Annotated in this window: 23 protein-coding genes; 15 read left to right on the plus strand and 8 right to left on the minus strand. The window is 58.3% G+C overall.

Going from position 1 to position 23,950, the window contains the following annotated elements; all coding sequences use genetic code 11:
- Positions 1-480: 480 nt before the first annotated feature.
- Complete coding sequence (locus ACTJKM_RS20250) at positions 481-1,398, plus strand: recombinase family protein (protein ID WP_427143240.1); 918 nt, start codon at positions 481-483, stop codon at positions 1,396-1,398.
- Between the two features lie 117 nt (positions 1,399-1,515).
- On the opposite strand, the gene ACTJKM_RS20255 is transcribed toward ACTJKM_RS20250, so the two are convergent.
- The 4 genes from ACTJKM_RS20255 to repA all read right to left on the minus strand — a co-directional run bounded on the left by ACTJKM_RS20255 (position 1,516) and on the right by repA (position 9,212).
- Positions 1,516-5,268, minus strand: coding sequence for a hypothetical protein (locus ACTJKM_RS20255; RefSeq protein ID WP_440637093.1), 3,753 nt, complete (start codon positions 5,266-5,268; stop codon positions 1,516-1,518).
- 205 nt (positions 5,269-5,473) lie between these two features.
- Positions 5,474-6,688, minus strand: coding sequence for a plasmid replication protein RepC (repC, locus tag ACTJKM_RS20260; RefSeq protein ID WP_427143238.1), 1,215 nt, complete (start codon positions 6,686-6,688; stop codon positions 5,474-5,476).
- Between the two features lie 186 nt (positions 6,689-6,874).
- Entirely contained in the window at positions 6,875-7,882 is a 1,008-nt protein-coding gene (gene repB / locus ACTJKM_RS20265; protein WP_427143237.1) for a plasmid partitioning protein RepB, read from the minus strand.
- A gap of 97 nt (positions 7,883-7,979) precedes the next feature.
- The gene (gene repA, locus ACTJKM_RS20270) at positions 7,980-9,212 is read right to left on the minus strand and encodes a plasmid partitioning protein RepA (RefSeq protein ID WP_427143236.1); all 1,233 of its coding nucleotides are present in this window, start codon (positions 9,210-9,212) and stop codon (positions 7,980-7,982) included.
- A gap of 359 nt (positions 9,213-9,571) precedes the next feature.
- On the opposite strand from repA, the gene traI reads away from it, so the two are divergent.
- The 13 genes from traI to ACTJKM_RS20335 all read left to right on the plus strand — a co-directional run bounded on the left by traI (position 9,572) and on the right by ACTJKM_RS20335 (position 20,737).
- Positions 9,572-10,198, plus strand: coding sequence for an acyl-homoserine-lactone synthase TraI (traI, locus tag ACTJKM_RS20275; RefSeq protein ID WP_440637096.1), 627 nt, complete (start codon positions 9,572-9,574; stop codon positions 10,196-10,198).
- 10 nt (positions 10,199-10,208) lie between these two features.
- On the plus strand, positions 10,209-11,186 hold the full coding sequence (gene trbB / locus ACTJKM_RS20280; protein ID WP_113334007.1) for a P-type conjugative transfer ATPase TrbB: 978 nt from the start codon (positions 10,209-10,211) through the stop codon (positions 11,184-11,186).
- On the plus strand, positions 11,176-11,559 hold the full coding sequence (locus tag ACTJKM_RS20285) for a TrbC/VirB2 family protein (RefSeq protein ID WP_427143234.1): 384 nt from the start codon (positions 11,176-11,178) through the stop codon (positions 11,557-11,559). Before trbB ends, ACTJKM_RS20285 begins: the two co-directional genes overlap by 11 nt.
- A complete protein-coding gene (locus tag ACTJKM_RS20290; protein WP_427143233.1) occupies positions 11,552-11,851 on the plus strand; it encodes a conjugal transfer protein TrbD in 300 nt (99 codons plus the stop codon). The genes ACTJKM_RS20285 and ACTJKM_RS20290 overlap by 8 nt, the downstream gene beginning before the upstream one ends.
- An 8-nt stretch (positions 11,852-11,859) precedes the next feature.
- Entirely contained in the window at positions 11,860-14,316 is a 2,457-nt protein-coding gene (locus tag ACTJKM_RS20295; protein WP_440637099.1) for a conjugal transfer protein TrbE, read from the plus strand.
- Positions 14,288-15,091 carry a P-type conjugative transfer protein TrbJ gene (gene trbJ, locus ACTJKM_RS20300; protein WP_427143231.1) on the plus strand — a complete coding sequence of 268 codons (804 nt, stop codon included), beginning with the start codon at positions 14,288-14,290 and terminating at the stop codon, positions 15,089-15,091. The genes ACTJKM_RS20295 and trbJ overlap by 29 nt, the downstream gene beginning before the upstream one ends.
- Positions 15,085-15,261, plus strand: a complete 177-nt coding sequence (gene trbK, locus ACTJKM_RS20305) for an entry exclusion protein TrbK (RefSeq protein WP_427143230.1) — start codon at positions 15,085-15,087, stop codon at positions 15,259-15,261. The genes trbJ and trbK overlap by 7 nt, the downstream gene beginning before the upstream one ends.
- A gap of 4 nt (positions 15,262-15,265) precedes the next feature.
- Positions 15,266-16,444 carry a P-type conjugative transfer protein TrbL gene (trbL, locus tag ACTJKM_RS20310; RefSeq protein WP_427143229.1) on the plus strand — a complete coding sequence of 393 codons (1,179 nt, stop codon included), beginning with the start codon at positions 15,266-15,268 and terminating at the stop codon, positions 16,442-16,444.
- Between the two features lie 24 nt (positions 16,445-16,468).
- Positions 16,469-17,131, plus strand: a complete 663-nt coding sequence (locus tag ACTJKM_RS20315; RefSeq protein WP_427143228.1) for a conjugal transfer protein TrbF — start codon at positions 16,469-16,471, stop codon at positions 17,129-17,131.
- A 19-nt stretch (positions 17,132-17,150) separates the two neighbouring features.
- Entirely contained in the window at positions 17,151-17,963 is an 813-nt protein-coding gene (trbG, locus tag ACTJKM_RS20320; protein WP_427143227.1) for a P-type conjugative transfer protein TrbG, read from the plus strand.
- Between the two features lie 3 nt (positions 17,964-17,966).
- Positions 17,967-18,404 carry a conjugal transfer protein TrbH gene (gene trbH, locus ACTJKM_RS20325; protein ID WP_427143226.1) on the plus strand — a complete coding sequence of 146 codons (438 nt, stop codon included), beginning with the start codon at positions 17,967-17,969 and terminating at the stop codon, positions 18,402-18,404.
- Between the two features lie 12 nt (positions 18,405-18,416).
- Positions 18,417-19,712, plus strand: coding sequence for an IncP-type conjugal transfer protein TrbI (trbI, locus tag ACTJKM_RS20330; protein ID WP_427143225.1), 1,296 nt, complete (start codon positions 18,417-18,419; stop codon positions 19,710-19,712).
- A gap of 311 nt (positions 19,713-20,023) precedes the next feature.
- Positions 20,024-20,737 carry an autoinducer binding domain-containing protein gene (locus ACTJKM_RS20335; protein ID WP_427143246.1) on the plus strand — a complete coding sequence of 238 codons (714 nt, stop codon included), beginning with the start codon at positions 20,024-20,026 and terminating at the stop codon, positions 20,735-20,737.
- Here the strand turns inward: ACTJKM_RS20335 and ACTJKM_RS20340 are convergent.
- Positions 20,730-21,050 carry a transcriptional repressor TraM gene (locus ACTJKM_RS20340; RefSeq protein ID WP_427143224.1) on the minus strand — a complete coding sequence of 107 codons (321 nt, stop codon included), beginning with the start codon at positions 21,048-21,050 and terminating at the stop codon, positions 20,730-20,732. The genes ACTJKM_RS20335 and ACTJKM_RS20340 overlap by 8 nt on opposite strands.
- A gap of 185 nt (positions 21,051-21,235) precedes the next feature.
- Between ACTJKM_RS20340 and ACTJKM_RS20345 the strand changes: the two genes are divergently transcribed.
- Positions 21,236-21,454: a helix-turn-helix domain-containing protein gene (locus ACTJKM_RS20345; RefSeq protein ID WP_025582042.1), complete on the plus strand. Its 219-nt coding sequence runs from the start codon at positions 21,236-21,238 to the stop codon at positions 21,452-21,454.
- Positions 21,455-21,762: 308 nt separating this feature from the next.
- Here the strand turns inward: ACTJKM_RS20345 and ACTJKM_RS20350 are convergent, their stop codons facing one another.
- The 3 genes from ACTJKM_RS20350 to ACTJKM_RS20360 form a co-directional block, all read right to left on the minus strand.
- Complete coding sequence (locus tag ACTJKM_RS20350; protein ID WP_427143223.1) at positions 21,763-22,674, minus strand: nucleotidyl transferase AbiEii/AbiGii toxin family protein; 912 nt, start codon at positions 22,672-22,674, stop codon at positions 21,763-21,765.
- A complete protein-coding gene (locus ACTJKM_RS20355; protein ID WP_427143222.1) occupies positions 22,664-23,080 on the minus strand; it encodes a DUF6088 family protein in 417 nt (138 codons plus the stop codon). Before ACTJKM_RS20355 ends, ACTJKM_RS20350 begins: the two co-directional genes overlap by 11 nt.
- 248 nt (positions 23,081-23,328) lie before the next feature.
- Complete coding sequence (locus ACTJKM_RS20360; RefSeq protein WP_427143221.1) at positions 23,329-23,940, minus strand: TraH family protein; 612 nt, start codon at positions 23,938-23,940, stop codon at positions 23,329-23,331.
- Positions 23,941-23,950 lie beyond the last annotated feature (10 nt).

A 23,950-nucleotide genomic window follows, 5' to 3' on the forward strand; every position in this document is an offset into this window, starting at 1 on the left:
AAGTTCGTCACTGTTATAGATCGCGGATGCTGAATCTCAATTCCGATAAGTAATGCTTATCGGAAGTGATTGCCAGAAGCCCGCAAATCAGCGATGTCGGTCGCCCTGGATCGCCGGAAACGCCTGGTTTTCCGGGCTTCCAAGGCGATTTCGGCCGGGATGACCGGATTCACTCATCGCAAAATTCGGCGACCGCCGCCGGTGCACATGGCCGGTCCTCATTTCCGGAATTGAGCTCCGGCGCCCTTCAGCAGGCTTCTCCTCCCGCAGCCATCACCAAAGCCGCTGTTTTTCGGGCATTTCCGCCCTGGAAGCCCGCTGACGCGCATTTGCTACTGCGGACGCTCCGTTGCTCGTCCGCGGTAGCATTTCGAGTCTGATGGGCCGCTATTCAATGCCTAAAACACGCTTGCAACTGACCATTTTCTCGCGCATTCTTTGTTTGTACAAAGCGGTTTGAAACGAGACTGGTGAGGCGTCATGGCGAAGCGACAAACCGCAAATATCCAGCAGCCCCCAAAGCGGCTGATCGGCTACGCCCGTGTGTCGACGGACGATCAGCTACACGATGCCCAAATCGATGAGTTGAGAGCCATCGGCTGCGATCGGATCTATCAGGAGCATGGTTCCGGTGCGTCGCGCGCGCGACCCGTCCTGACGCGGCTGCTCGGCGAACTCACCGCGGGCGACGTCCTGGTCGTCGTCCGCCTCGATCGGCTGGCGAGATCCGTGAGCCACCTCTTGTCCGTGATCGAGGATCTGGAGGAACGGGGCGTGCATTTCCGATCGATACGGGACCCGATCGATACTTCGACGCCACAAGGCATGTTTTCCCTTCAGGTCCTCGGTGCTGTCGCGCAGCTCGAGCGGGCGCTGATCGCCGAACGCACCAAAGCCGGCATCAGGGCGGCGAAGGCACGCGGCAAGCTTCCTGGAAACCCGGGTCTGCGAGAACGACGACCGGAAGCAATCAAAGCAGTATCAAAAGCACGCGAGAAACTCTATCTCGACGAGCTCGTTGCGTCCGCGCAGACGTGGCTGCCAATGGTGCGGCAACTCCGTCCGCAACACAGTTGGGACAATGTCGTGCGGGTGCTCAATCGCCGCGGCCACGACTGGACCGTTGAGCGCCTTCGTCGAGCCGTTCATCGCATGGTTCGCGAAAAGCTCGCGGAAAAAGAACTTTTGGCCCGGTCCCCTCGCCGCGCGCCCGAGGACCATCTGATGAAGCTGGTAGCAGCAATCACCATTGCCGATCCAACTCTATCTCTTCGCGACATCGGCGCTCAACTTGACCAGATGGGTGAACGGCCCGCACGAGGCGGCAAGAAATGGCAGCCCTCTTCCGTCAGGGACTTGCTGGACGAAGCCCACCGGTTCGGCCTTATCCGGCGCTGAGTCACCATCGATGAGCGACCGATCGCTCGGTTCTCTTTACTGCCGAGGAGTGTCGACCGGTTCTCTAGGCCCGGCATTGAAGAGTTCCACTACCTAGTGCTTTTCGACCGTCAGGGATCATCTATTATGGCCAAACACATCATCGATCTTGCGGAAGTTGCACACCCTGTCCACCAGCTGATCCACGGACTTGGCAAATTGCATCGGTACGATCCTGTCCGTAATCAACGCCGAACGCAGAATAAGTCTGTCCGGATCTAAGCCGGTGAGTTTTCCAAGAGGACCAGGGTTCTTTTTGAGGAAGGCGACGCGATCCAGATGCTTCTGGATCGGTGTACGCTTTCCGTTGCGCTTGCCCGCCGTCGTGTAATCCGCCAGCCGGTCGCCGACTTCTGCGACGGTGCGGTCGAGTAAAAGGCGCTTGCATTCGATGATCCAGACTTCCTTCGTTTCTATTTTCCAGGCCAGAACATCGATATCGCCTGCCTTCTTGTCCGCGCCAAAAAGGGTCATGAGTTGGTCCGGTTGCGCATCAAAACCGTTGCGACGGAGGCTGGCGGCCACCGCATGATTGAAGGCATGACCACGTTCATTCACGACCTTACCGATCCAGCGATCGATCTCCTTTGTATCAAACATTTCCGAGCCCAGCCGCCCATCAACGACATCGAAGATTCTTCGGATAACCCGGGATGTGAGAATTGGAAAAAGCAGCATTTCAGGATCAGCGTCCTCGGTAATCTGGATCCACGGCCGGCGTGTCAATGAAAGCCTTCGGTTCATCCGCCAAGGCTGCCAGTCGCGTCCCGATCCGCGTACTGGGTGCGGATCGTTCCACACAGGTCGAGGCAGCAGTGTCAAAGCTTCGTATGCGCGTTCCGCATCAACATCAGCACCAACTTCTCTCAAGATGGCCAAAGTCTCGCTTTTTCGCAGAACCAGGAAAAGCGTGCGTTGCTCCAACCCGCGTGCGGCTACCACTTGCGAGAGGTCGATAAGATTTACAATGGACATCCCGAATTCGGCATATATCGCTGCGTTCAAATCAGGATCTAGCCCGTCCGGCACATCGTCATTGCTTTCGTCAGAATCCGCTTGCGCAAAAGCGGCACCATAGGCTTCCGCAGCATCATGAAATGCGCGGTCGCCCTGGGCATACATGTAAGGTAGATGGAGTTCCTCCAAGAAGCCCCTGTCAAAGATGAAGCTGCCGTTCCTCGCGATTTCAAGCGGTACTTTGGCAAGCCCGTAATAGTAGGCATCGCTCTGCGTGGCACAGTCGATCATTGCACATGTATCGGCCAGCAGTTCGTCAAAATCGATAGCGGAGCAAGAACGACCGCCGTCAACGGGGGAGGTGCAGATTGCCATTTCTGCCAAGGCACGGCTCGCAACACTCGACGCCGCCCGCTTTGCCTCCCGTTCATTATGCACAAGCAGGACGTTTTCCTGGTCGCGGTGTAAGGAAAGGAGTGCGGCCGCCGTCTGCTTCCAATCAAAGCGGTCCTTGTCGATCGCCTCGTGATTGAGGATCGCCAGTTCGACAATGCTGCGGCGGTTGATCGTCTCCAATCGTGCTTTTATGCGCGCCCAGACAAAAGCAACTGTTGAATGAAGCAGCGGTTTGACGTCAGCGGCGGGGACGACACCATGGCGGTCAGTTCCGGCGCGACGAGCCAGTCTAGATACGGACCAAGCGTGATCTTCCTCAAGCCAGAAGCGCGGCTTGGGCATAGGAACGGCTGACAGGAGCATTTGCGGTATGTCTTCGGCGGGAATGGCGTGTACGAACCTCGCCTCATCCGTTCCAACGACCCTCGAGGCAAGCAAATCCGCCCAGTCCAGCGAGCGTTCAACACCAGCAAATTCACTTGCACCCATTGCCATTGCGGCGATCAGGTAGCGTTCGGCAATATTGCTGGCATTGACATAGCCCCGAAGCACGGGAACGGTGGACGTGATATGAACAACACCTCCGACCAACCTGACACGCGGCCGCTGTGGTTTCTCATCGGCCTTGGGCAGACTGTCATCGAGATCGGCAATATCCGGAAAGTCCAGCACGAAGGAAACCGGCCAATCGGGTAGGGAGGCCAGATCCGCCTCAAGAAGTCGCGCGAGTCGCACCAGCCATTGCTGCGCAGCATCCCAGATCCGCAAAGTAAGCTCGGGTCTATCATTGTCAGTCCTGCGATACTCCACCCACCAAGGTCGGCGCGCGGTTTCAGTGACAGCCATAAACATATCGTCTACGGCTTCCTGCGGCGCAATGAACAAGGGGAGCGTCTCAACTTCCTTGAAGAACGATGCGGTTGACCGGCGTTCGACTTCGATCAAAGTGCGGCCCGTCGGGCTAAATGTCAGATGGTAGTCGATGGCCTTTCGAATGCGCGCCCTCTCCTGCCCCTCGAAGTCCGCCGGGATAATAAGGATGTCCGCAGTTGTATTCTCTGCCGGCAAAAAATCGAAATGCTGGCTGCGGAGATAACCGTAGAAATTTAGAAAGCCGCCGAAATTGACAAGCGAGTTCCCTTCAGAGGCGATCTCCTCCTTACGTGACAAGAGCTTCCAGATGCGCTTGCCGGTAAAGTCGATGTCTCGAGCCATCCTGGCCGCGTCGCCAAGGTCGAGATCGGCGCGATGCCAGGGAATTGGCGACCGGTCGAGGTCGATCGTATATCCACGCCCTGCTCCGCCGCGCACGAATACGGTAAGTCCGCGGCGATAGTCCGCTCGCGCGGCAACCTCCCGCTCAAGACGAGAAAGGGCCTCGCAGATGCCGACTGAGATTTGCTCCATCCCATTGAGACCCGTGCCGAGCGCTGCGTTCAAATCGTCGGAAAGATGGACGATCAGCGCGTAGGCGCCCTTATCGAACTGGGTTTCGATCACATGGACATTCCGGCTGAGCTCGACCGGCCCCGAGGCGTTTGTCATTTCCCAGCCAGGTAGGATTCTGTGATAAATTTCCTGCAACTCAACGGCCCTGAGTGCGTCTTCATAACGGGGGAGGGCAGAGGCGTCGTTCGCTTTCTCCAGGATAAACCTGCGCGCGGCGACACCGATGGCAGTTGGCAAAGCAACCAGCCAATTGTTACCCTTACGGATGAGCGGGTAGCGTTCGAGGCTGCTGTGGGAAAGGTTCTCCGACGCCAAAACACCATAATCCCGGGCATCCAGGACGAAGGGCGCTATGTCGCGGGCAACCACGTGAAGCGCGATGATGTCCTGGAAGGAAAATTGAACCGCGCGTCGTGTCAACTCGACGCGCTCTGGAGTCACCTTGATCTTTTGCTGTGGCCCAACGGTTGTCATTTCGTAGCGTTGGATCCCGGCTTTTTCTGCCATCTTGCGTGCGAGTTGAAGTAAGGCCATCACATTAGCCATCGCGGACGCCGCCCAGGGTTCGTCCATCAACCGGAGCAAGGCAGCCATCATATTTTGAAGGCAGAAAGCGCTATCGCGCCACGCACCCTCCAGCAGGATCGCGCTACCACTCGGTGAGGGAACGACAGTGGCAAAAACGTCTTCGACGCGATCTTCGCCGATGCCAAGGGCATCGCTCAAGAGGATATCATTCAGCCATTCACGGATCTGCAGGAGAGTTGGCTTCTGCGTTCCCCGGCAGTGCAGGACAGCCAAGTGGATGAGCGCTTCAATGCGAGGGGTTGCGCAATGGTTGTCGGGGTGGGTTAAGAGGCCGGCCAGGATCTCAACAATCTCAACCAGATCGAACTTCGCCAGTCGTTTGCACAGTTTGGTCTGGCGCCGGGAGAGGGCGCTCACCTCGGACTCACCGTCACCCGCACGCAGGTCCTCCGCCACCGTGGCAGCGACTGCGGTGAAAGGGCCGTTGTCGAATGGCTTCATGAAACTGACCTTCTATTCATCAACAACCGAAACGCAGGGCGTCCGAAAACCCTGCTTGGGTAAACCCGGAAGCGATGCGACTGTGCAGGGCGGTTTCATATCATGAGTCGTCGTGGTGAGAGCGCGGCGTCAGATCGACCCCTTGCTTTTCCGCCTCTTGCTGTTTGTTGGGAGCTCCCAACAGCTCGCTTCCTATCGCATATTGCTACGCCGATTTGGCCTGGGTTGACGCGGCGCCTCGCATGAGTGCCATCAACATCGGGCCGAGGCTAAACTCACCCCGTTGCGCGCGAGCGGTGAGATCGCGGAGATATCCGCCCGCTGAATTGATGTGACCTTCCCTCTCAAGAATGCAGGCAATCACCGCGGCAGCATTTTCGGGGCCCATGATTTCGCAGGCCTCCTGATAGGCAGAAGGAGAAACGCCCAGCATGGAACGAACCACCACAGCAGCGGCCATCATATCGCGCCATTGATCGATTTGTCCGCCGGGCGCGTAATCCGATATCTGCGGGCACGCCCGAACCACCATACCAAGTGGAAATGATTTCATCGGCTCCCCGTGACGCCTCGGCGCTTGGCTCGGTTTTGCCCCGAGCTCATTTCTAGAGCTAGGTTCAAGTTCATTGATGGATTCGGTATTTGAATTCTGTATGTGCTGACGGATTTCGCTATCATTGGCATCGGATTTTGCTGAAAGAACCTGCACTTCCAACATGTTGACCACGCCTTCCCGCAACAACGTCAATTCGTCGAGGAGATCTGCCAGTTCCCTAGCCGCCCTGGTGTTTCGAAGCCGGGCGACAATGGCAACAAACTGGTCCTCAATCCCCTGCCAATCACCCGAAACGCCCTCCTCTACTGCAGCGGAAATGAGCTTCCGGATATCCCGGCGCTCGATCGTGATCTTTTCCTTCATCACCTTAAGGCGCTGGTTTTCATCAGCCACCCGCTGGGCCATGACCGCGAGCTCTTCTGATCGAGCAAGCAGCGGAGCCAAATTGAAGCCAAAAGCGGTTTCGATAGTACCGTCCCGCCCCTTTCGCGCGTAGCGCTTGCCGTTCGGACTATCATTTCGATAGATCAGACCGGCCTCCACGAGAAGCGCCAGGTTCTCCCGAAGTGTCGTGCCGGCGATTCCATTAGCGCGAGCCGACAACTGCGCGTTTGACGGAAACACGATGAGATTGGCGCCTACAGTCAGGTCGCTTCCGGGGTAAAAAGACAGCAGTGCGTTGAGTACAGCCAACGCACGATCGCGCAGCCCAAGTAGGGTCCGCGCATCGCATACGTCTCGGTAGATCTTCCACTTGTCGGCTGACTTGTGCTTTTTGATGGTCGCGGACTCGAATTGAGCCTTCACCAAGGCAAGCGTCATCGGCCGCCGCCCGAAGGGCGTCGCTATGCGATCAGTCTGCATTTTTCATTACCTTTCGAAAGGCAACAGAAAAACGCTCACCAAAACGATGCCAAAGACTCTTGACGTGGATTCCGGGAAATGCGATTCTCTAGGTGCGAACTAATTGAGAAGGGCTTCCGGGATCTGTTTCGGGGGCCTTTTTCTTTGCCGTGTGAGTTTGGCCTGTTCACCGAACACACGCTTAGCTCATCGCTCTTCTCCATTACTGTTAAGTTCTTGGAATTCCCTGTAAAGCTGATCCAGCTTCGTCGAGACGAACTGCCCAAAAGCAGGGACGACCTTCTCCTCGAAGGTGATAGTCGTCTTGCCTTCACGCGCCTCGACGCGTGCTCCGCGCTTCCCGAGGGGTGTTTTCCAGAGGTCCGAGCTCTTGGCACGCTCTTTCCTGCTTGGCTCGCTAAGCGCGCGCAACAACGCGTCAAAACGCCCGTCGCTTTCCAGCCTCTGCTCCGCTAAGCCAGCGAGCAGCTCACGTGCGGTCTCAAGCTTGGCGGGGGAAGCGAGATGTTCGACGAGGGTCATCCAGCGAGCGCGTCCGGCTTTCGGTGCGGGACCGATTAATTTAACCAGCTCCTGGGGGACCTGGCGCGCGATGGCAACGTAGCGGCTCACGTCCGCTTTGTCAGAGACCAGAGCCGCGATGATCGTTGGCCGGTCGCATCCGTCGTCTTCCAGGTTCTTCGCAAAGAAAGCCTTCTCGATGAACGACAGGTCTTTCCGGTCGAGATTTTCTCGGCCTTGGGCGACATAGAGCTGGCTGTCCGACAAGTTTCGGACGATCGCACGGACGGGACGGCCGAGCTTTTCTGCTGCTTTCAGGCGGCGGCGACCATATGCGATTTGGAATCGCCCTGCCGCCTGTGGGTTTGGCCGCACAAGTATCGGAACCTGCTGGCCATGTTCTGCGATGCTCTCGACAAGAGCGTCGAACGCAGGATCGACTTCGATCGGAATCCGATCAATGATCTTGGACGTATCAATTGACGCCGGTTCGATCGAGATGACCGCTTCACCTTCGGCAAGCTGCTGCTGTAGTTTGGACGCCTGTTTGGCGTTTTCAGCCATCTCATGGAGCGACGAACCCATCGCCGAGATTGCGCCGGTGCGCACGCGGTCGGCTGACTTGGAGGCTGATGAAGCGGTAGCGACCGGCTTCTTCAGGAAGAGAGAGTCGATAGAATCCTTCCTGCTCACATTTCCTCTCCTATTCTAATCCGACCCGGAGTTTCGCTCGTTGTTGGGAGCTCCCAACAAGCAGGCCGGCAGGGGAATATGCCGGTGAGAATGTCCATCACGCGCGGCCCCAGGCCTGCTTAATGAGGGTCTCGATCTCGACATTGACGGCGTCCAGCGCTTCCATCGCCCTGTCATAGGTTGATCGGGTGAGATTTTCGCGCCCGATCTCGTAAAGCGTTTGCTTCGTAAGCCCGGCATCCGATACGGCCGCCGACTTGACCATGGGGTTGGTGAGGACGTGATCGTCGAACAGGTTGCGAAGGAGGGCTGCGACCTTTGTTTGGGGCGCATCCTGTGGCTCGAACCTCGTCAGAAGATATCGAACGAAGTCATATTTGAGGTCGCCCCCTGCCTCCCGAACGACACCGAGAAGGTCTCGGGTCATCAGCAGAAACTGGCTCATCGACGAGATGTCGAGCATCTGTGGGTGTACAGTCACGATCATTGCTGTCGCGGCGCACAGCCCGCTCAGCGTAAGGAAGCCCAGCTGGGGCGGACAATCAATCACGACCATATCGTAATTGTCGGCAACACCGTCGAGTGCTTCTGCGACCCGCGCGAAGAAAAGCGTTTCACCGCTACCGCCAGCACTCAGCGCCTTGGGAGTCGTGTGCTCAAACTCCATAAGCTCGAGATTACCAGGCACCAGGTCGAGCCCGTCGAAATAGGTAGGGCGAATAACCTCAGATAAAGCGCGGCGCTCCTGATCATATCGGATTGCAGCGTAGAGAGTCTGGTTGGACGCGACATCCAGTTCCGGGAGAACGCCGAGCAGGGCGGATAAACTCGCTTGCGGGTCCAGATCCACAGCAAGAACCCGATAGCCCTGAAGTGCCAGATGTTGCGCAAGATGAGCAGACGTTGTCGTTTTGCCTGACCCGCCCTTGAAATTGGTGACTGCGAGGACTTGAAGATGCTCGCCTGGACGGCGATGGGGGACGAACTCGATGCTTCCGCGTCCGCGGGTCGATTGTGCCAACAGATGCCGAATTTGATTGATGTCGGAGAGAGTATAGAGCCGTCGACCGTTGCTCGTAGTTTCCGGCTGAGGGCCTTCGCCAGCCAAAGTCATTTTTCTCAGCGTGGAATCAGATACACCCATCAATCGCGCGGCTTCGCCGGACGTAAACTTGCGTAGAACCTTTTGAGAGGTTGGGGGAAAGAGCGCTTCGCTCATCGACTGAAGGTGCGAGCTCAGCAAATCGGCCTGCTCACCAATGGTTTCATCAACGCTGGGCAAAGCCTTACGGTTCGAGTTTGTCGCGAAGCTCACGTTAGAATCTCTCATCACGGAATTTTTGCCAGAACGGCAGATTTACCGTGACGATACTCAAAACCCTTTGGTTGGCAAGGACTTAATGGTTAACGGCTGGTTAACCTAAGCTAGATGAAATCGAGATCGTAGGCCTGTTTTCCGAAACATTTCCGAGAGTTACCCGATCATTCGCGCTTTCGCGTTCTCGATCTGTTTATCTGTGAATCCTGCAAACCGCTCTACCCACGTTGGGCGTGAAACGACCTGATCTCCCCAAACTCGGCGAGCACCGCGCTGCGACTCACTCGCCCACCATTGCAGGATCCTCCAACTACCGCTCAATTCCATTCCATGCTGACTTCTCCGCCGATTAAACGACGACGGAGAAATTCATGCAGGTTTTCGCGCTCACCAAACCGCGGAATGTTCACGAAGCTCGGCTCATCCAGCAACATCACCAACTACGCGCTCGCGTCTTCGCTGAGCGGCTGGGTTGGGAGGTCAACGTTGTAGACGGTCAGGAATCGGATGGGTTCGACACTCTTGATCCAACCTACGTGTTGGCGGTTTCCAACGCCGGCGATGTGAGTGGTTGCGCACGGCTCCTGCCGGCCGTTGGCCCGACGATGGTGACGAACGTCTTTCCGTCGCTTCTACCGAAGGACGGGCTTAGCGCACACCCGGCGATGGTGGAGAGCTCCCGCTTCTGCGTTGATACCAGCCTTGAGGAAGGCAGGGGATCGGGCTCGGTGCATGAGGTAACGCTGACCATGTTTGCGGGCATAATCGAGTGGTGCCTCGCAAACGCCATCACCGAGATCGTTACCGTGACCGACCTGCGGTTCGAACGCATTCTCAGCCGTGTCGGCTGGCCGCTTGGGCGCATTGGCGAGCCGAGCCGTATCGGAGTGACCATAGCCGTAGCGGGAATCCTTCAGGCGAACGCGGAAGCGTTCCAGAGGCTGCGTCCGTCCAGCTATCGCTCTCAATTCACCGGCCCTCTGGGCCAGGCAGCCTAAGGAAAAAGCCGTGAACCAGCTTCGCTCTCATCCTCGACTCGTCCGCAAGCTTCAGGAGGCGCTCGGCGATCAGCTCTGCGTCGCTCTCGATGATTCGACCGTGGTCGAAATCATGCTCAATCCAGATGGCAAACTGTTCATCGAACGGCTCGGCCATGGCGTGGCACCCGCCGGAGAAATGTCGTCCGCGGCGGCGGAAATGGTGATTGGAACGGTGGCGCATGCGCTCCAATCCGAGGTCGATACCGAGCAGCCGATCGTCTCAGGCGAGTTGCCGATCGGAGGCCATCGCTTCGAGGGTCTTTTGCCGCCCGTCGTCTCGAAGCCGGCTTTCACCATTCGCCGTCGCGCCTCGCGCTTGATCCCGCTTGAGGATTATGTGCGTTCCGGCGTGATGAGCGAACAGCAAGCGTTGACGATCCGCAGCGCAATTTCGTCCCGGCTCAACATCATCATCTCCGGTGGGACCGGCTCCGGCAAGACGACGCTCGCGAACGCCGTCATCAACGAGATCGTCAAGTCGGCGCCTGACGACCGCCTCGTCATCCTCGAGGACACAGCAGAGATCCAGTGCACAGCCGAGAACGCCGTCCTTCTCCACACAAGCGATACAGTCGACATGGCGCGGCTGTTGAAAAGCACGATGCGCCTGCGTCCCGACCGGATCGTCGTCGGCGAGGTCCGTGACGGCGCTGCGCTTACACTGCTCAAGGCCTGGAATACTGGCCATCCAGGAGGCGTTGCCACGATTCACTCGAACACCGCCATGTCGGCGCTCCGCCGTCTCGAGCAACTGACAGCTGAAGCCAGTCAGCAGCCGATGCAGGATGTGATCGGAGAAGCGGTCGATCTCATCATCTCGATCGAGCGAACGGCAAGGGGTCGGCGGGTTCGCGACGTCATACAGGTCGAGCGCTACGCCCACGGTGAATACGAAATCGAGTCTGATGAGCTCACGGAAGAACAGGAGGCCCGCCATGTCGCGTAAGAACGCTGTTATCGCCGCAGCACTCCTTGCAGCGCCCATCATCTTAGCGTCAGTCGCCCCGGCACTCGCGAGCTCCGGCGGCGGCCTCCCATGGGAAGGTCCGCTGCAACAAATCCAGGAGTCGATTACCGGCCCGGTTGCCGGTGCCATCGCACTTGCAGCAGTAGCGATCGCCGGCGGCATGCTGATATTTGGGGGCGAACTCAACGATTTCGCGCGGCGACTGGTTTATGTCGTGCTCGTCGCCGGCATTCTGCTCGGCGCCACCACCATCGTCGGCCTATTCGGCGCCACCGGCGCCTCTATCGGGCTCTCCGACGTGCGAGCCACCTCCATCGATCCAAGCGGAGAAGGGGAGGGGGCTCATGGCTGAGTCCTCATCGGGACTGCAACGCAACCGCATTCATCGTGCCCTGTCACGCCCGAACCTGTTGATGGGGGCGGACAGGGAACTTGTGCTGCTCACTGGGCTTGCTTCTGTCATTCTGATTTTCGTGGTGCTGACGGCATACTCCGCCTTGTTCGGCGTTGCCATCTGGATCGTCATCGTTGGTTTCTTGAGAATGATGGCAAAGGCGGACCCGCTGATGCGGCAGGTCTATATTCGCCACATCTCCTACAAGCATTACTACAAGGCGACCTCCTCGCCATGGCGCCGGTATTGAGGGAAGACATGGTCGCTCTCAAACGCTTCCGGGCCACCGGCCCATCCTTTGCGGATCTCGTCCCTTATGCCGGTCTGGTCGACAATGGCGTCCTTCTATTGAAGGACGGGAGTCTAATGGCAGGCTGGTATTTTGCCGGGCCGGACTCCGAAAGCGCGACTGACCTGGAGCGCAACGAACTCTCTCGCCAGATCAATACGATCCTGTCGAGGCTCGGAAGCGGCTGGATGATCCAGGTCGAGGCAGTGCGCATCCCGACATTCGACTATCCGTCGGATGATCGATGCCATTTCCCCGATCCGATTACCCGCGCGATCGACGCCGAGCGGCGCGCGCATTTCGGGCGCGAGCAGGGACATTTCGAGAGCAAACACGCGCTCGTCCTCACATATCGGCCGCTCGAGTCCAAGAAAACGGCGCTCAGCAAATACATCTACTCGGACGAGGAGAGCCGTAAGAAGAGCTATGCCGACACGGTACTGTTCGTCTTCAAGAACGCTGTGCGCGAGATCGAGCAGTACCTCGCCAACACCCTTTCGATTCGCCGGATGGAAACACGCGAGGTCGTCGAAAGGGGAGGGGAGCGGCTCGCCCGCTACGACGAACTGCTGCAATTCGTTCGCTTCTGCATCACTGGTGAGAACCATCCGATCCGACTGCCCGATGCGCCGATGTATCTCGACTGGATCGCGACGGCTGAGCTCGAGCATGGCCTGACCCCAAAGGTTGAAAGCCGCTTCCTCGGCGTCGTCGCGATAGACGGTCTGCCGGCTGAGAGCTGGCCGGGGATCCTCAACAGCCTCGACTTGATGCCCCTCACCTATCGCTGGTCTTCGCGCTTCATTTTCCTCGATGCGCAGGAAGCAAGGCAGAAACTGGAGCGGACCCGCAAGAAATGGCAGCAGAAGGTGCGGCCATTCTTCGACCAGCTCTTTCAGACGCAGAGCCGTTCGGTCGACCAGGATGCCATGACCATGGTGGCCGAGACGGAAGACGCCATCGCCCAGGCGTCCTCGCAACTGGTGGCATACGGCTATTACACGCCCGTCATCGTTCTCTTCGATCACGATCGCGAGGCGCTGCAGGAAATGGCAGAGGCGATCCGCCGGCTGATCCAGGCAGAGGGTTTCGGCGCGCGGATCGAAACGCTCAACGCCACCGACGCTTTTCTCGGTAGCCTGCCGGGCAATTGGTATTGCAATATCCGGGAGCCCCTGATCAACACCAGCAATCTTGCCGATCTCATCCCGCTCAACTCTGTCTGGTCGGGCAACCCCGTCGCCCCGTGCCCATTTTATCCACCGAGTTCGCCTCCGCTGATGCAGGTAGCAAGCGGCTCCACGCCGTTCCGGCTGAACCTGCATGTTGACGATGTTGGCCACACCCTGATCTTCGGGCCGACCGGCTCGGGCAAGTCCACACTGCTTGCACTGATTGCGGCGCAGTTCCGGCGCTATCGCGAGGCGCAGATCTTCGCCTTCGACAAGGGAAGCTCGCTCTTGCCGCTGACGCTCGCGGCGGGTGGCGATCATTATGAGATCGGCGGTGACGCTGGAGACAAAGGGAGGGTTCTGGCCTTCTGCCCACTCTCGGACCTCGCGAGCGATAGTGATCGCGCATGGGCGACGGAATGGATCGAAATGCTCGTGGCGCTGCAGGGTGTCACAATTACCCCTGATCATCGCAATGCTATCTCTCGCCAGGTGGGGCTGATGGCGAGCGCATCCGGTCGATCGTTGTCAGACTTTGTCAGTGGAGTGCAGATGCGCGAGATCAAGGACGCGCTGCACCACTACACGGTCGACGGACCAATGGGTCAACTGCTCGACGCCGAACAGGACGGTTTGACCCTCGGTGCGTTTCAGACGTTCGAGGTCGAACATTTGATGAATATGGGCGAGCGCAATCTCGTGCCCGTACTCACCTATCTGTTCCGCCGGATCGAGAAGCGCCTTGTCGGCTCGCCCAGCCTGATCATCCTCGACGAGGCCTGGTTGATGCTCGGCCATCCAGTCTTCCGCAACAAGATCAGAGAATGGCTGAAGGTTTTACGCAAGGCGAACTGCGCGGTCGTCCTCGCCACTCAATCGATCTCGGACGCCGAGCGTTCCGGAATTATCGATGTCCTGAAGGAATCCTGCCCGACCAAGATCTGCCTTCCGAACGGCGCCGCGCGGGAACCAGGGACGCGCGAATTCTACGAGCGGATCGGCTTTAACGAGCGGCAGATCGAGATCGTTTCGAACGCGATCCCCAAGTGCGAATGTTACGTCGTTACCCCAGAGGGCCGGCGGCTGTTCGACATGTCGCTCGGCCCTGTGGCGCTCAGCTTCGTCGGCGCATCGGGCAAGGAACACTTGAAGCGTATCCGCGCGCTCAATTCCGAACATGGCCGCGACTGGCCAATCCACTGGCTTCAAACGAGAGGAGTTCACGATGCCGAAGCCCTGCTCAACTTCGAATAGATTGCTCGCTGGTCTGGCGGCAGTTGCATTGATGACCGGCACTATGTCGCCAGCATCAGCGGGCACCGCAACTGGCGCCGCAACGGAGTGGACGCAGGTCCTGAACAACGGTGAGTTGGTCGCTTTGGTCGGGAAGTCCGGCGAGCAAGTCCAGAACCAGCTCACCCAGATCAGCCAGTTGGCGCAACAGATCGAAACGCAGCTGAACATCTATCAAAACTTGCTGCAGAACACCGCGACGCTCCCGTCGCATATGTGGGGTCAGGTCGAAAGCGACCTCAATGAGCTGCGCAGGATCGTCGATCAGGGTCAAAGCATCTCGTTTTCGATGGGCAATGCTGACGACGTGTTGCAGCAGCGCTTCCAAAGCTATTCGCGCCTCAAGACCAACCTGCCGGACGCGACAAGCTTTTCTTCGAGCTACCAAACGTGGTCCGATACGAACAGGGATACGATCGCCAGCACGTTGAAAGCGGCGAGTCTGACCGCCGACCAGTTCGATAGTGAAGAGGGCACAATGTCCTCTCTGCGGTCGATGTCTGAGACCGCCGACGGCCAAATGAAGGCCCTGCAGGTGGGTCACGAGATTGCAGCGCAGCAGGTCGCGCAAATGCAAAAGCTTCGCGGCCTCGTCTCCCAGCAGATGACGATGATGGGAACCTGGCTTCAGACCGAACAAACCGACAAGGACCTTGCCCAGGCGCGGCGCGAGAAGTTCTTCGGCGCGACAGCGCCGTCCACGTCCGGCGGCGAGAAAATGAAGGTGGAATGGTGAGCACGAAATTGATCCTCCTCGCGACTGCAGCGTTCATGGCGGCCGGCAGTGCTGGTATTTGGCTTCTCATTTCTGAGAAGCAGGCTGCGCAGCAGCGCCGTGAAACGTTCTTCGGCTCGTCGCAGAAGTACCCGACCTCCGGCGGCGAAAAGATGAAAGTCGAGTGGTAGCGGCATGACAGCGATATCTCTTCACCGACTTCGATCCGCCATGCTGCTTACTGCCTTGGGCGTGCTGGTGGCGCAGCCGGTCCTCGCGCAGGAAGGTTCGGTGCTCACCTCACTGCAAAGCCAGATCACCACGGCCGCAAAGGGTTGGGAGACCACGGTAATGGATGCGGCGAAATCGCTGTTCTGGATCCTGGCGACGATCGAGATCGGCATTGCTGCAGTCTGGCTCGCGATCCAGGCCGCATCGCTCGACAGTTGGTTCGCCGAACTCGTACGGCGGATCATGTTCGTCGGCTTCTTCGCTTTTGTGCTGGCGCAGGGACCGACCTTCGCGAAGGCCGTGGTCGATAGCCTGTTCCAGATTGGCGCTGGCGGCGGCACGGCCTCGCCGGCCGACGTCTTTAATGCTGGGCTCGCTGTTGCAACGAAAATGTCGGAGAAGATTCAGTTCGGTCTGTTTGAGGACAACGCGCTGGCGATCTCGGCCGCTTTTGCCATGGTCGTGGTGGTTATTTCCTTCTCGCTCGTCGCCGCAATCTTCGTTTCGGTCATGGTGGAAATGTATATTGGCCTGCTCGCCGGTATGATCATGCTTGGCCTGGGCGGTTCGTCCTACACCAAGGACTTTGCGGTCCGATATTTGGTCTATGCCTTCTCGGTCGGAATGAAGCTCATGGCACTCGTCATGATCTCGCGGATCGGATCGGAAGTTCTGATCGGACTGGCAAACCAGCCCGACATTGGCGACCAGTTCCAAACGGCACTCGCGATCGCCGGCATTGCTGTGGTCGTCTTCATCATCGCGATCTACGTCCCGAACATCATGCAAGGGGTCGTCCAGGGCGCATCCGTCTCAGGCGGCATGGAAGCGATCCGGCATGGCGGCCAAGCGGCATCTTTCGCCACGGGTGCCGGCTTTCTCGCAGCGGGTGCAGCGGGTGCAGGCTTTGCGGCTGCCCAGGCCGCGCGAGCGGCGGGTTCATCCGTCGCAGGTGCCGCTCTTCGTGGCTTCGGTGCAGGGATCGGGTCGGCGGGAAAAGCTGCCGGCTCAGCTGCCAAGGAGAAGGCCATCGGCTCTCCCGGCGCCTATGCCGGGTCTATCCTGGGTCTCGCCAATTCCAAGCTCGATCAGGCGCGCAGTGGGAACAGCGGACCAAAATCACCTCCCGAACGCAAAGACTAACAGCAATCAGAAAGTGATCGATCGATGGCAGCGAACCGCGCCCCCGAAAACCCCTACCTTGCCGCGCGTCAGGAATGGAACGAGCGATATGGTTCGTATGTGCAGTCCGCCGCCGCGTGGCGGCTCGTCGGCATCCTTGGTTTGACTATGGCAGTGATTGGCTTCGCATATGCGATGTATCTCAGCACCCAGGTCAAGCTGGTGCCCTATATTGTCCAGGTCGATAAACTCGGTACCGCAGTAACCGCCGGTTTCCCCGAACAGATCGAATATGCCGACGTCCGAGTTGTGCGCGCCACGCTCGGCAATTTCGTCACCAGCTTCCGTTCGATCACGCCGGACGCGGTGGTGCAGAAGCAATACATCGACCGGACCTACGCGCTGCTTCGGACCTCCGATCCGTCGACGCAGAAGATCAACGACTGGTTCCGGAGCAACTCGCCGTTCGAGAAAGCGAAATCGTCGACGGTTGCCATCGAGGTCAACAACATCGTGGCGCTCTCGAACCAGACCTATCAGATCGACTGGACAGAGTACGAACGCGACCGGAAGGGCAAGGAAATCGGCACGCGCCGGTTCCGCGGGATCGCGACAGTCACGCTCACCGCACCGCAGGACGAGGCAACCATCCGTCTCAACCCCATCGGTCTCTATGTCCGGGACTTCGACTGGACAGCACAGCTTTAAGGGCAGGGAATTCACCTACATGAAAAGAATAGGATTGATCGCAGCCGCGGGCTGCCTGGCCGGACTCGCCTTTGTCAGCGGCGCTGCGGCGCAGAGCATGACGAACAACGAGGTGAAGGGTACCAACATTTCGAGGAAGTGGCGCGGTACACCTGGCCTGGTCACGACCGGCCCGGACGGCAAGGTCATCTTCCTCTTCGGCGAGACGCAGCCGTCGGTCGTCTGCTCACCGCTGCAAGTCTGCGATATCGAGCTCCAGGGTGGCGAAATCGTTCGCGATGTTCTAGTTGGCGATACCGTTCGCTGGAAGGTGGAGCCGGCAACCTCCGGCGCTACGGGCGGGCAGGCCATCCACCTGATCGTCAAGCCATCGGAACCGGGGCTCGTCACTTCCATGGTCGTCACGACTTCGCGGCGCACCTATCACATCCAGCTGAAATCGCATCCGAGCCAATACATGGCCCGCATTGGTTTCGAGTATCCCGAGGACGTGTCAACCAAGCTGGCCGATATCAACTCGCGACTGGAGACCGCAGGCATTCCTGGCGCCGCGCCCGACAAGCTGAACTTTTCCTATTTGATAAGCGGCAGCGCGCCCTGGAAGCCGAAGAGGGTCTATTCGGATGGCGCCAAGACCTACATCCAGTTCTCGAAATCGGTCTCGAGCCAGGATGCGCCGGTTCTTTTCGTCGTCAGCGGCGGCCAGAACCGCATCGTAAATTATCGGATGAAGAACGACATGATGATCGTCGACTATGCTGTCGAAAAAGCGATCCTCGTCTCCGGCGTCGGCTGGCGCCAGCAGAAAATCACAATCCGGCGGGGAGGCTGAATCATGCGCAAGCGTATTGCCATCATCATCGCCACCGCCATGCTTTCCGGTTGCCAGACAGCCGAGGACGGGCTAATCACCAATTCGACTCCCACCACCGTCACAGGTCCGGCCGCAAGCGCGATTGCGGGCGACATGGCAAGCCGGCTTGCCGAGCAGATCGGTCCTTCAGGCACGACAACCATCAAGATGGAGAAGGACTCATCGGACTATGCGGCGGCACTCGAGGCGGCGCTGAAAGGATGGGGCTATACGGTCATCACCGACGGCAAAGCCGGAAAGGACGTGAAACCCGTCGAGCTCGCCTATTCGATCGACGGCGTCGACGGCCAGGTACTCGCGAGGCTCTCGACGCCATCCATCGCGCTTGGCCGGGCCTACACGGCGACGGCTGCGGGTGCTGTGCCCGCAAGCCCGCTCTCGATCATGCAGCGCAATTGAGGGGAGGCGAGCATGGTCCAATCTCTGCAACTGGGCACCGCCAGCCAGGTCGACGATCAGAAGGGCATGCGCCGTCTGAACCGGCTGCCGATGATCATTGCCATCGTAATCGTCGCGATCTTTGTCGGCGTGGTCGTCATCGGACTTTCATGGCGCGGGCTCCCTTTCAATCGAAACAACGATCTCGACAGCACATCAAATGCTCCCGCGACGAACTTCGGCGACCAGCTCAAGCGTGGTGTCACCGATGGCATTATTGGTGATCCGGAACAACGCGAAGTGTTCCAGCCGACGCCCGCCGTCGAACAGAAGGTCACGAAGGAAACCGCCGTTGTCGATCGGACGCCCGAACAGCGAGAGGAGCCGCGCTCGAGGCTTGAATCTGAAGCGGAATGGAAAGCGCGCCTGAAACGGGAGCAGGACGAACAGTATATCCGTGAAGTGCAACGGCAGCGCATGGCTCGGCTACAGGCGCGGGCGACGGCTTTGGACTCGCCGTTGAAGGTGGATATTTCCGACGTCGACAAGGCCGTCAATAACTCTGCAGACATGGACCGGCAGACGACGACTGCCAACAGCACCTCGGACCTCTATGCCGCCGCCATGAAGTCCGGTCTGATGGGCCAGAACGTTGATCCAAACGCTCAAACCTCGAAGGAAGATTTCTTCAATCAGGACATCAAGGACCTTGGCTACCTGCCGAACCGGGTCGTGCCGCAGATGTCTGCCTACGAACTCAAGCGTGGCTCCGTCATTCCCGCCACCCTGATCACCGGTCTCAACTCCGACCTTCCCGGACGGATCACTGCGCAGGTCAGTCAGAACGTCTATGACAGCGCCACCGGTTACCGGCTCCTGATCCCGCAGGGGGCCAAGCTCTTTGGCCGCTACGATTCCAAAGTCTCGTTCGGGCAGGAGCGTGTCCTCGTTGTCTGGACCGACCTTATCTTCCCGAATGGATCAACCCTGCAGATTGGCGGCATGGCCGGTACCGATGCCGAAGGCTATGGCGGTTTCAAGGATAAGGTCGATCGCCATCTCTGGCACACGTGGAGTTCTGCGGCACTCATCGCACTGATCGGGGCCGGGATCGACATGTCGATGCCGCAAAGCTCGACGCTCGCAACACAGGAAACCGCCTCGGATGCGGCTCGGCGCAACTTCGCGGAATCCTTCGGCAGAGTCGCCGAGCAAACCATTTCCAAGAACCTGAATGTGCAGCCGACCATCCAGATCCGCCCCGGCTACAAGTTCAATGTGCTCGTTGACCAGGATATTATATTCCCGTCGACCTACGGCAGAAACTGACGAACAGCGCCCGGCTTTTGCCGCATATCAGTTCACCGGCCCNCCGGTGCAACATTGCTATCCCCCGCAATAACTTTTCTGAGTTTGTCATCTTTTTAGTTCAGGGAGACTTGCAACTTGGCTTTTCGCAGGTAGTGCTAGACGTACACGGCTAGAGGGACTGCTGCTTGTTGCTCCCGTAGCGTGGGTTGCGTCGAGACGCCTGTGGCTGACACTGCCATGGCTTGGCCGCCAGGCGGCAAGGCGGTTTGAGTGTCTCGACGTGCAAGATCATGGCCGACCTACAGGTCGATAAGACAGGAGAAACGCTGTTGGATGGAGAATTTCGCTCACTCGTGGACATGTTGGAAGCGGCGCAGGACGAGCTCACGATCAAAGGTGCCATGAAGCGCTTCGCGCGGTCCTGCGGGTACGAGCGGTTTGCCTATCTTCAAAAGGAAGGCGCTCAGATCAAGACCTTCAACACCTATCCAAAGCCATGGGAACGCATTTATCTCTCGGCCGACTACTCCAATATCGATCCAGTGGTGACGCAGGCGAAACGGAAAGGCGACATATTTTTTTGGACGGCGGACGATTGGAGGGCGCGCGGCTCGTCTGAGCTCAGAAGGTTCCGCCATGGGTCCATCGAGCATGGGATCCGTTGCGGCATGACTATTCCAGTTGAAGGCAGCTACGGCACATCGATGATGCTGACCTTCGCATCCTCCGAAAGGAAAGTGGACCTACCGGTCGCCTTCGACCCGAAGAGAGCAGTGCAATTGGTGATGATGATCCATTACCGGCTAATGATGATCGGCGGCAAAACCGCACTCAATCCGAAGCAGGCGTTGTCGCCTCGTGAAATGGACTGCTTGATCTGGGCTGCCAAGGGGAAGAGTACACTCACAACCGCCAATCTGGTCGGCATCGCTTTCCGAACCGTGCAGCATCATCTCGATAAGGCCCGTGGGAAACTCGGCGCCGAGTCGGTGCCACAACTGGTAGCGATCGCCAAGGATCGTGGTTTGCTGCCTCCTAGCTAGCCTCATCGTCGACCGGTACTTCCGGCACGAAACCGAGTACGTCTAGCATATCCGAAAGCTCGTCCTGCTGAGCTGCCGCCCTTTTTTGGCGCGCGAAATGCTCTTCCTGAAGGGTCTCCACGACCGAATTGGCGATTGAAGGATCCTCGCTTGCGCGTGTCCATTCGTCGTACACGGCCTGGTCGGCGGCGAGGAGACGGCGATGTTCGCGAATGGCGGACACAGTGAGCGTCTCCAATTCCGCCTTATCCATCAGATCGTACCGAGGTTTCCTCTGATCTCCTTCGGTTTGCGAGGAGCCCGCATCTTCCATTTCTTGTCCTTCCCAGAACGATAGATTGGCACGACCGTTTGATATTCGCGTTCGCGTCTCTTGTCTCCTATGTCAGACGATCCTCTGAAGAGTAAACATCTGATCATCCGGCAATATCACAGGCTTGGACGAATCGGAACTATAGTTCCTAGAACAATAGTTCCGATTCTGGTTCCGCTGGCGTCATGGATCTCAACGAGGTCATGGCGAGTAATTTGCGTCGAATACGTCATGGCAAGAAACTGACGCAGGAGGAACTGGCGCATCGCACGGGCCTGAGCACACGCCATATCGGTGCCATCGAGCGTGCCGAGATGTCGGCAACCCTCACGGTCCTTGGCCAGATTTCTGAAGCGCTGGATGTTGATCCAAGGGAGTTCCTGGCGAAAACAAGCCCGACCTGACGGTGTCGACGCGTATCAGATTCCGGATCGGTAACCCGTCGTGAAATTCAGGGCCGTCGTCATTTCGGAGCTATTGCACCACCTAACATCGAGATCAGACGTCCGGGATGCGGCGATGCTTGCCTCGCGGTGAGCTTTGACGCTTCGACCGTCACGACGGTCCGCTCAGCAGATGCGCCATTGCGTAAGCAATCAGGAACGGTCGCGCCCAATCTCAATGACTTCCGCGTCATCAAGATCAGGTGCGTATTTCTCGATAACGGCCTTAACCAAGGCCGGGGCGACATCTTCACCCGCCTGAAGGAATTCTAGGCATCCCGGACCCGATCAGCGAAGCGTTGCACCGCTTCGAAGGCTGCTGCAAATTCAGGTTTTTGGCCGTAAACCATGTCACCGAGCAATTTTGCGTAGCCCTGAGCGAACTTCTCATCCTTGCCCATCACTTCAAACGTGCGAAGGGTTTCGCCCCTCGGGTCCGCCTTGTAGGCAGGATAGTCGTCAGCACGCCCTTCCGCTTCAGCCACCATCGTTTGGAGAGCGATCGCGGCAGCCTCATCCGCATCATAGTGTCCGTCCATGCGTGACAAATCATAGACATGGCGAACAAGGGTGGGGTCCAAGTCTCCGAGCCCCGTTAAAGCAAAACCGGCTCGGCGCCCGAGCGCAACGAACTTGTCCGCCGCTGTTTCTACCAGTCTCACGCACGCGACGTCTGTTGCCTCGGCATCAGCGCCTTTCGCTTCCGTCACAAAGGATGAGACCGAACGCGGTTCGGGGGATGTACAAATGGGAAAAGCGGAGATCTCAATCTTGATCTCCGGGCGCAAGACGCCCTCTCCTTTTGCTATGGGTTCATAGGGCAGATCGTAGCGGACATATCGGTCGTTTTGCTTAACGGCGTAGTGGCCTTCTACCGCAAAACCGGCCGCCTGAAGCCGATCATTCACCTCGCCGCGCAGACGCTTGAGCGCGCTGCGTGAGTTGGCCTTTTCGCCAATAATACGCAGATCGATGTCCTCGGACATCCGTTCGAGCAGGCGATAGGCGCGCCCCAGTGCTGTTCCGCCGCCGAACGCCAGAGACAGCCCATCGACCTGCGCATCGTGTATCGCAGCCAAGGCGCGAACGACAAACCAGTCCTTCTCGACCAGAGCTGGTGAAGGAAGGCCAAAATATTCCTGTACTTCCAGAAGAGTTTTCTGGTCTGGCTTATCGTTCAACGCGAAGCTCCGTGCGGCCATCGGAAAGCCGTCGGTTGAACCGCGCCTTGACTTTGACTGTCGGGTTTACCGGGATCTGAGTGGAACGGCCTTCATTATAGGCTTTGGTGCTTTCGGTTTGCTCCCAAGGCACACCAAGCTTGTTAAGCGCCTGCAGTGCCGCGCTGTGAAAGCCGTTGGAACTAGAGACCATCAGCCGGCCTGAAATGCGCGATCGTACCGCGCGGGCGTAGACACCGTAACCCAGCCGCATCAGAGCCCCATCGTGAACCAGGGACCTGAGAGCGCGCAAAACCTGATCCTCGCCACTGAGGTCAGCGAAATCTCGCGGAAGAAAGACGTCGGTCTTCTTTGTTCTGGCGACTCGGTTCTGGATTTTCTGTTTCAATGTCTTCGGCTGGTGCATGGCACTCATCTTTCTACAAACACCCGACACGCAATATATGCAAAAACCCGACACGAGACAAGAGGTCGGCGAAGACCTGGAACGCTCTTTCAGTCAGTTTAATTTGCCATCCTGAGAGGCCTCGCGGTAGTGTCCAAAACCGTTGGCCGCGAACGATTTACGTGTGGACTGCAGGTAGGCCAAAGCGTTGTCGAATTGGCGGCCTCACCCATATTTACTTCCGAGGGTATGGCCTTGGCTCAAATTGGTCATTTTCCACCGATCCGCGACAGATCGATCCGCATTCCCGCTGTGCCAACTTCCCTCTCATCTTGACGTTCGGCATCGGCTGGCGGGGACGCGTCTTCAGGCGCTGCATCAGTCTCGCTGTCGATCGGCTCGCGCTGATTGACGACTGGGCCACCTGGATCTTCTGCCTGGAACACGCTCACGCCCTCGAACTCGCCAGTCTTCCAGGCATAGACGGCATCCTCGAAGATCTGGGGGAAGACATCTGCGCTCTTCGGATTGCCGTACCACTTGGCCACAATTCGCAAGACTTTTGCGAACATCGCCGTTCCCTTGCGGAGGCTTTCGCAAGGATCGACGAGATCGGGCTTCAAATCAGCCGCGTCCTTCACACCGACGCCAGCCGGAAACTGCGTCAGGCCGACACGCACCACCGCCTGGCCGACATACTGCCGGATGATCGCCATTGCCTCGTCCGGCGACGTCGCCTTCGGAACAAGGATCAATCGACCACCCGATTTGACAGTGACAGCAAGTGGATCATTCGCGCCCGCAGCGGTCACGAACTGCTCAACGATCGCGGGCTTCAGTGAAGGGTCGGCGCATTGTTGAATCAGGGCGGCATCGAGCATGTTGGGCTCC

Source organism: Ensifer sp. 22460, assembly GCF_052044935.1.
In the GTDB taxonomy this organism is placed as follows: Bacteria; Pseudomonadota; Alphaproteobacteria; order Rhizobiales; family Rhizobiaceae; genus Ensifer.

Coding starts and splice junctions, on each gene's coding strand:
- ACTJKM_RS20250 (WP_427143240.1), top strand. CDS start 481: ATGGCGAAGCGACAAACCGCAAATATCCAGCAGCCCCCAAAGCGGCTG.
- ACTJKM_RS20255 (WP_440637093.1), bottom strand. CDS start 5,268: ATGAAGCCATTCGACAACGGCCCTTTCACCGCAGTCGCTGCCACGGTG.
- repC (WP_427143238.1), bottom strand. CDS start 6,688: ATGCAGACTGATCGCATAGCGACGCCCTTCGGGCGGCGGCCGATGACG.
- repA (WP_427143236.1), bottom strand. CDS start 9,212: ATGAGAGATTCTAACGTGAGCTTCGCGACAAACTCGAACCGTAAGGCT.
- traI (WP_440637096.1), top strand. CDS start 9,572: ATGCAGGTTTTCGCGCTCACCAAACCGCGGAATGTTCACGAAGCTCGG.
- ACTJKM_RS20285 (WP_427143234.1), top strand. CDS start 11,176: ATGTCGCGTAAGAACGCTGTTATCGCCGCAGCACTCCTTGCAGCGCCC.
- ACTJKM_RS20290 (WP_427143233.1), top strand. CDS start 11,552: ATGGCTGAGTCCTCATCGGGACTGCAACGCAACCGCATTCATCGTGCC.
- ACTJKM_RS20295 (WP_440637099.1), top strand. CDS start 11,860: ATGGTCGCTCTCAAACGCTTCCGGGCCACCGGCCCATCCTTTGCGGAT.
- trbJ (WP_427143231.1), top strand. CDS start 14,288: ATGCCGAAGCCCTGCTCAACTTCGAATAGATTGCTCGCTGGTCTGGCG.
- trbK (WP_427143230.1), top strand. CDS start 15,085: ATGGTGAGCACGAAATTGATCCTCCTCGCGACTGCAGCGTTCATGGCG.
- trbL (WP_427143229.1), top strand. CDS start 15,266: ATGACAGCGATATCTCTTCACCGACTTCGATCCGCCATGCTGCTTACT.
- ACTJKM_RS20315 (WP_427143228.1), top strand. CDS start 16,469: ATGGCAGCGAACCGCGCCCCCGAAAACCCCTACCTTGCCGCGCGTCAG.
- trbG (WP_427143227.1), top strand. CDS start 17,151: ATGAAAAGAATAGGATTGATCGCAGCCGCGGGCTGCCTGGCCGGACTC.
- trbH (WP_427143226.1), top strand. CDS start 17,967: ATGCGCAAGCGTATTGCCATCATCATCGCCACCGCCATGCTTTCCGGT.
- trbI (WP_427143225.1), top strand. CDS start 18,417: ATGGTCCAATCTCTGCAACTGGGCACCGCCAGCCAGGTCGACGATCAG.
- ACTJKM_RS20340 (WP_427143224.1), bottom strand. CDS start 21,050: ATGGAAGATGCGGGCTCCTCGCAAACCGAAGGAGATCAGAGGAAACCT.
- ACTJKM_RS20345 (WP_025582042.1), top strand. CDS start 21,236: ATGGATCTCAACGAGGTCATGGCGAGTAATTTGCGTCGAATACGTCAT.
- ACTJKM_RS20355 (WP_427143222.1), bottom strand. CDS start 23,080: ATGCACCAGCCGAAGACATTGAAACAGAAAATCCAGAACCGAGTCGCC.
- ACTJKM_RS20360 (WP_427143221.1), bottom strand. CDS start 23,940: ATGCTCGATGCCGCCCTGATTCAACAATGCGCCGACCCTTCACTGAAG.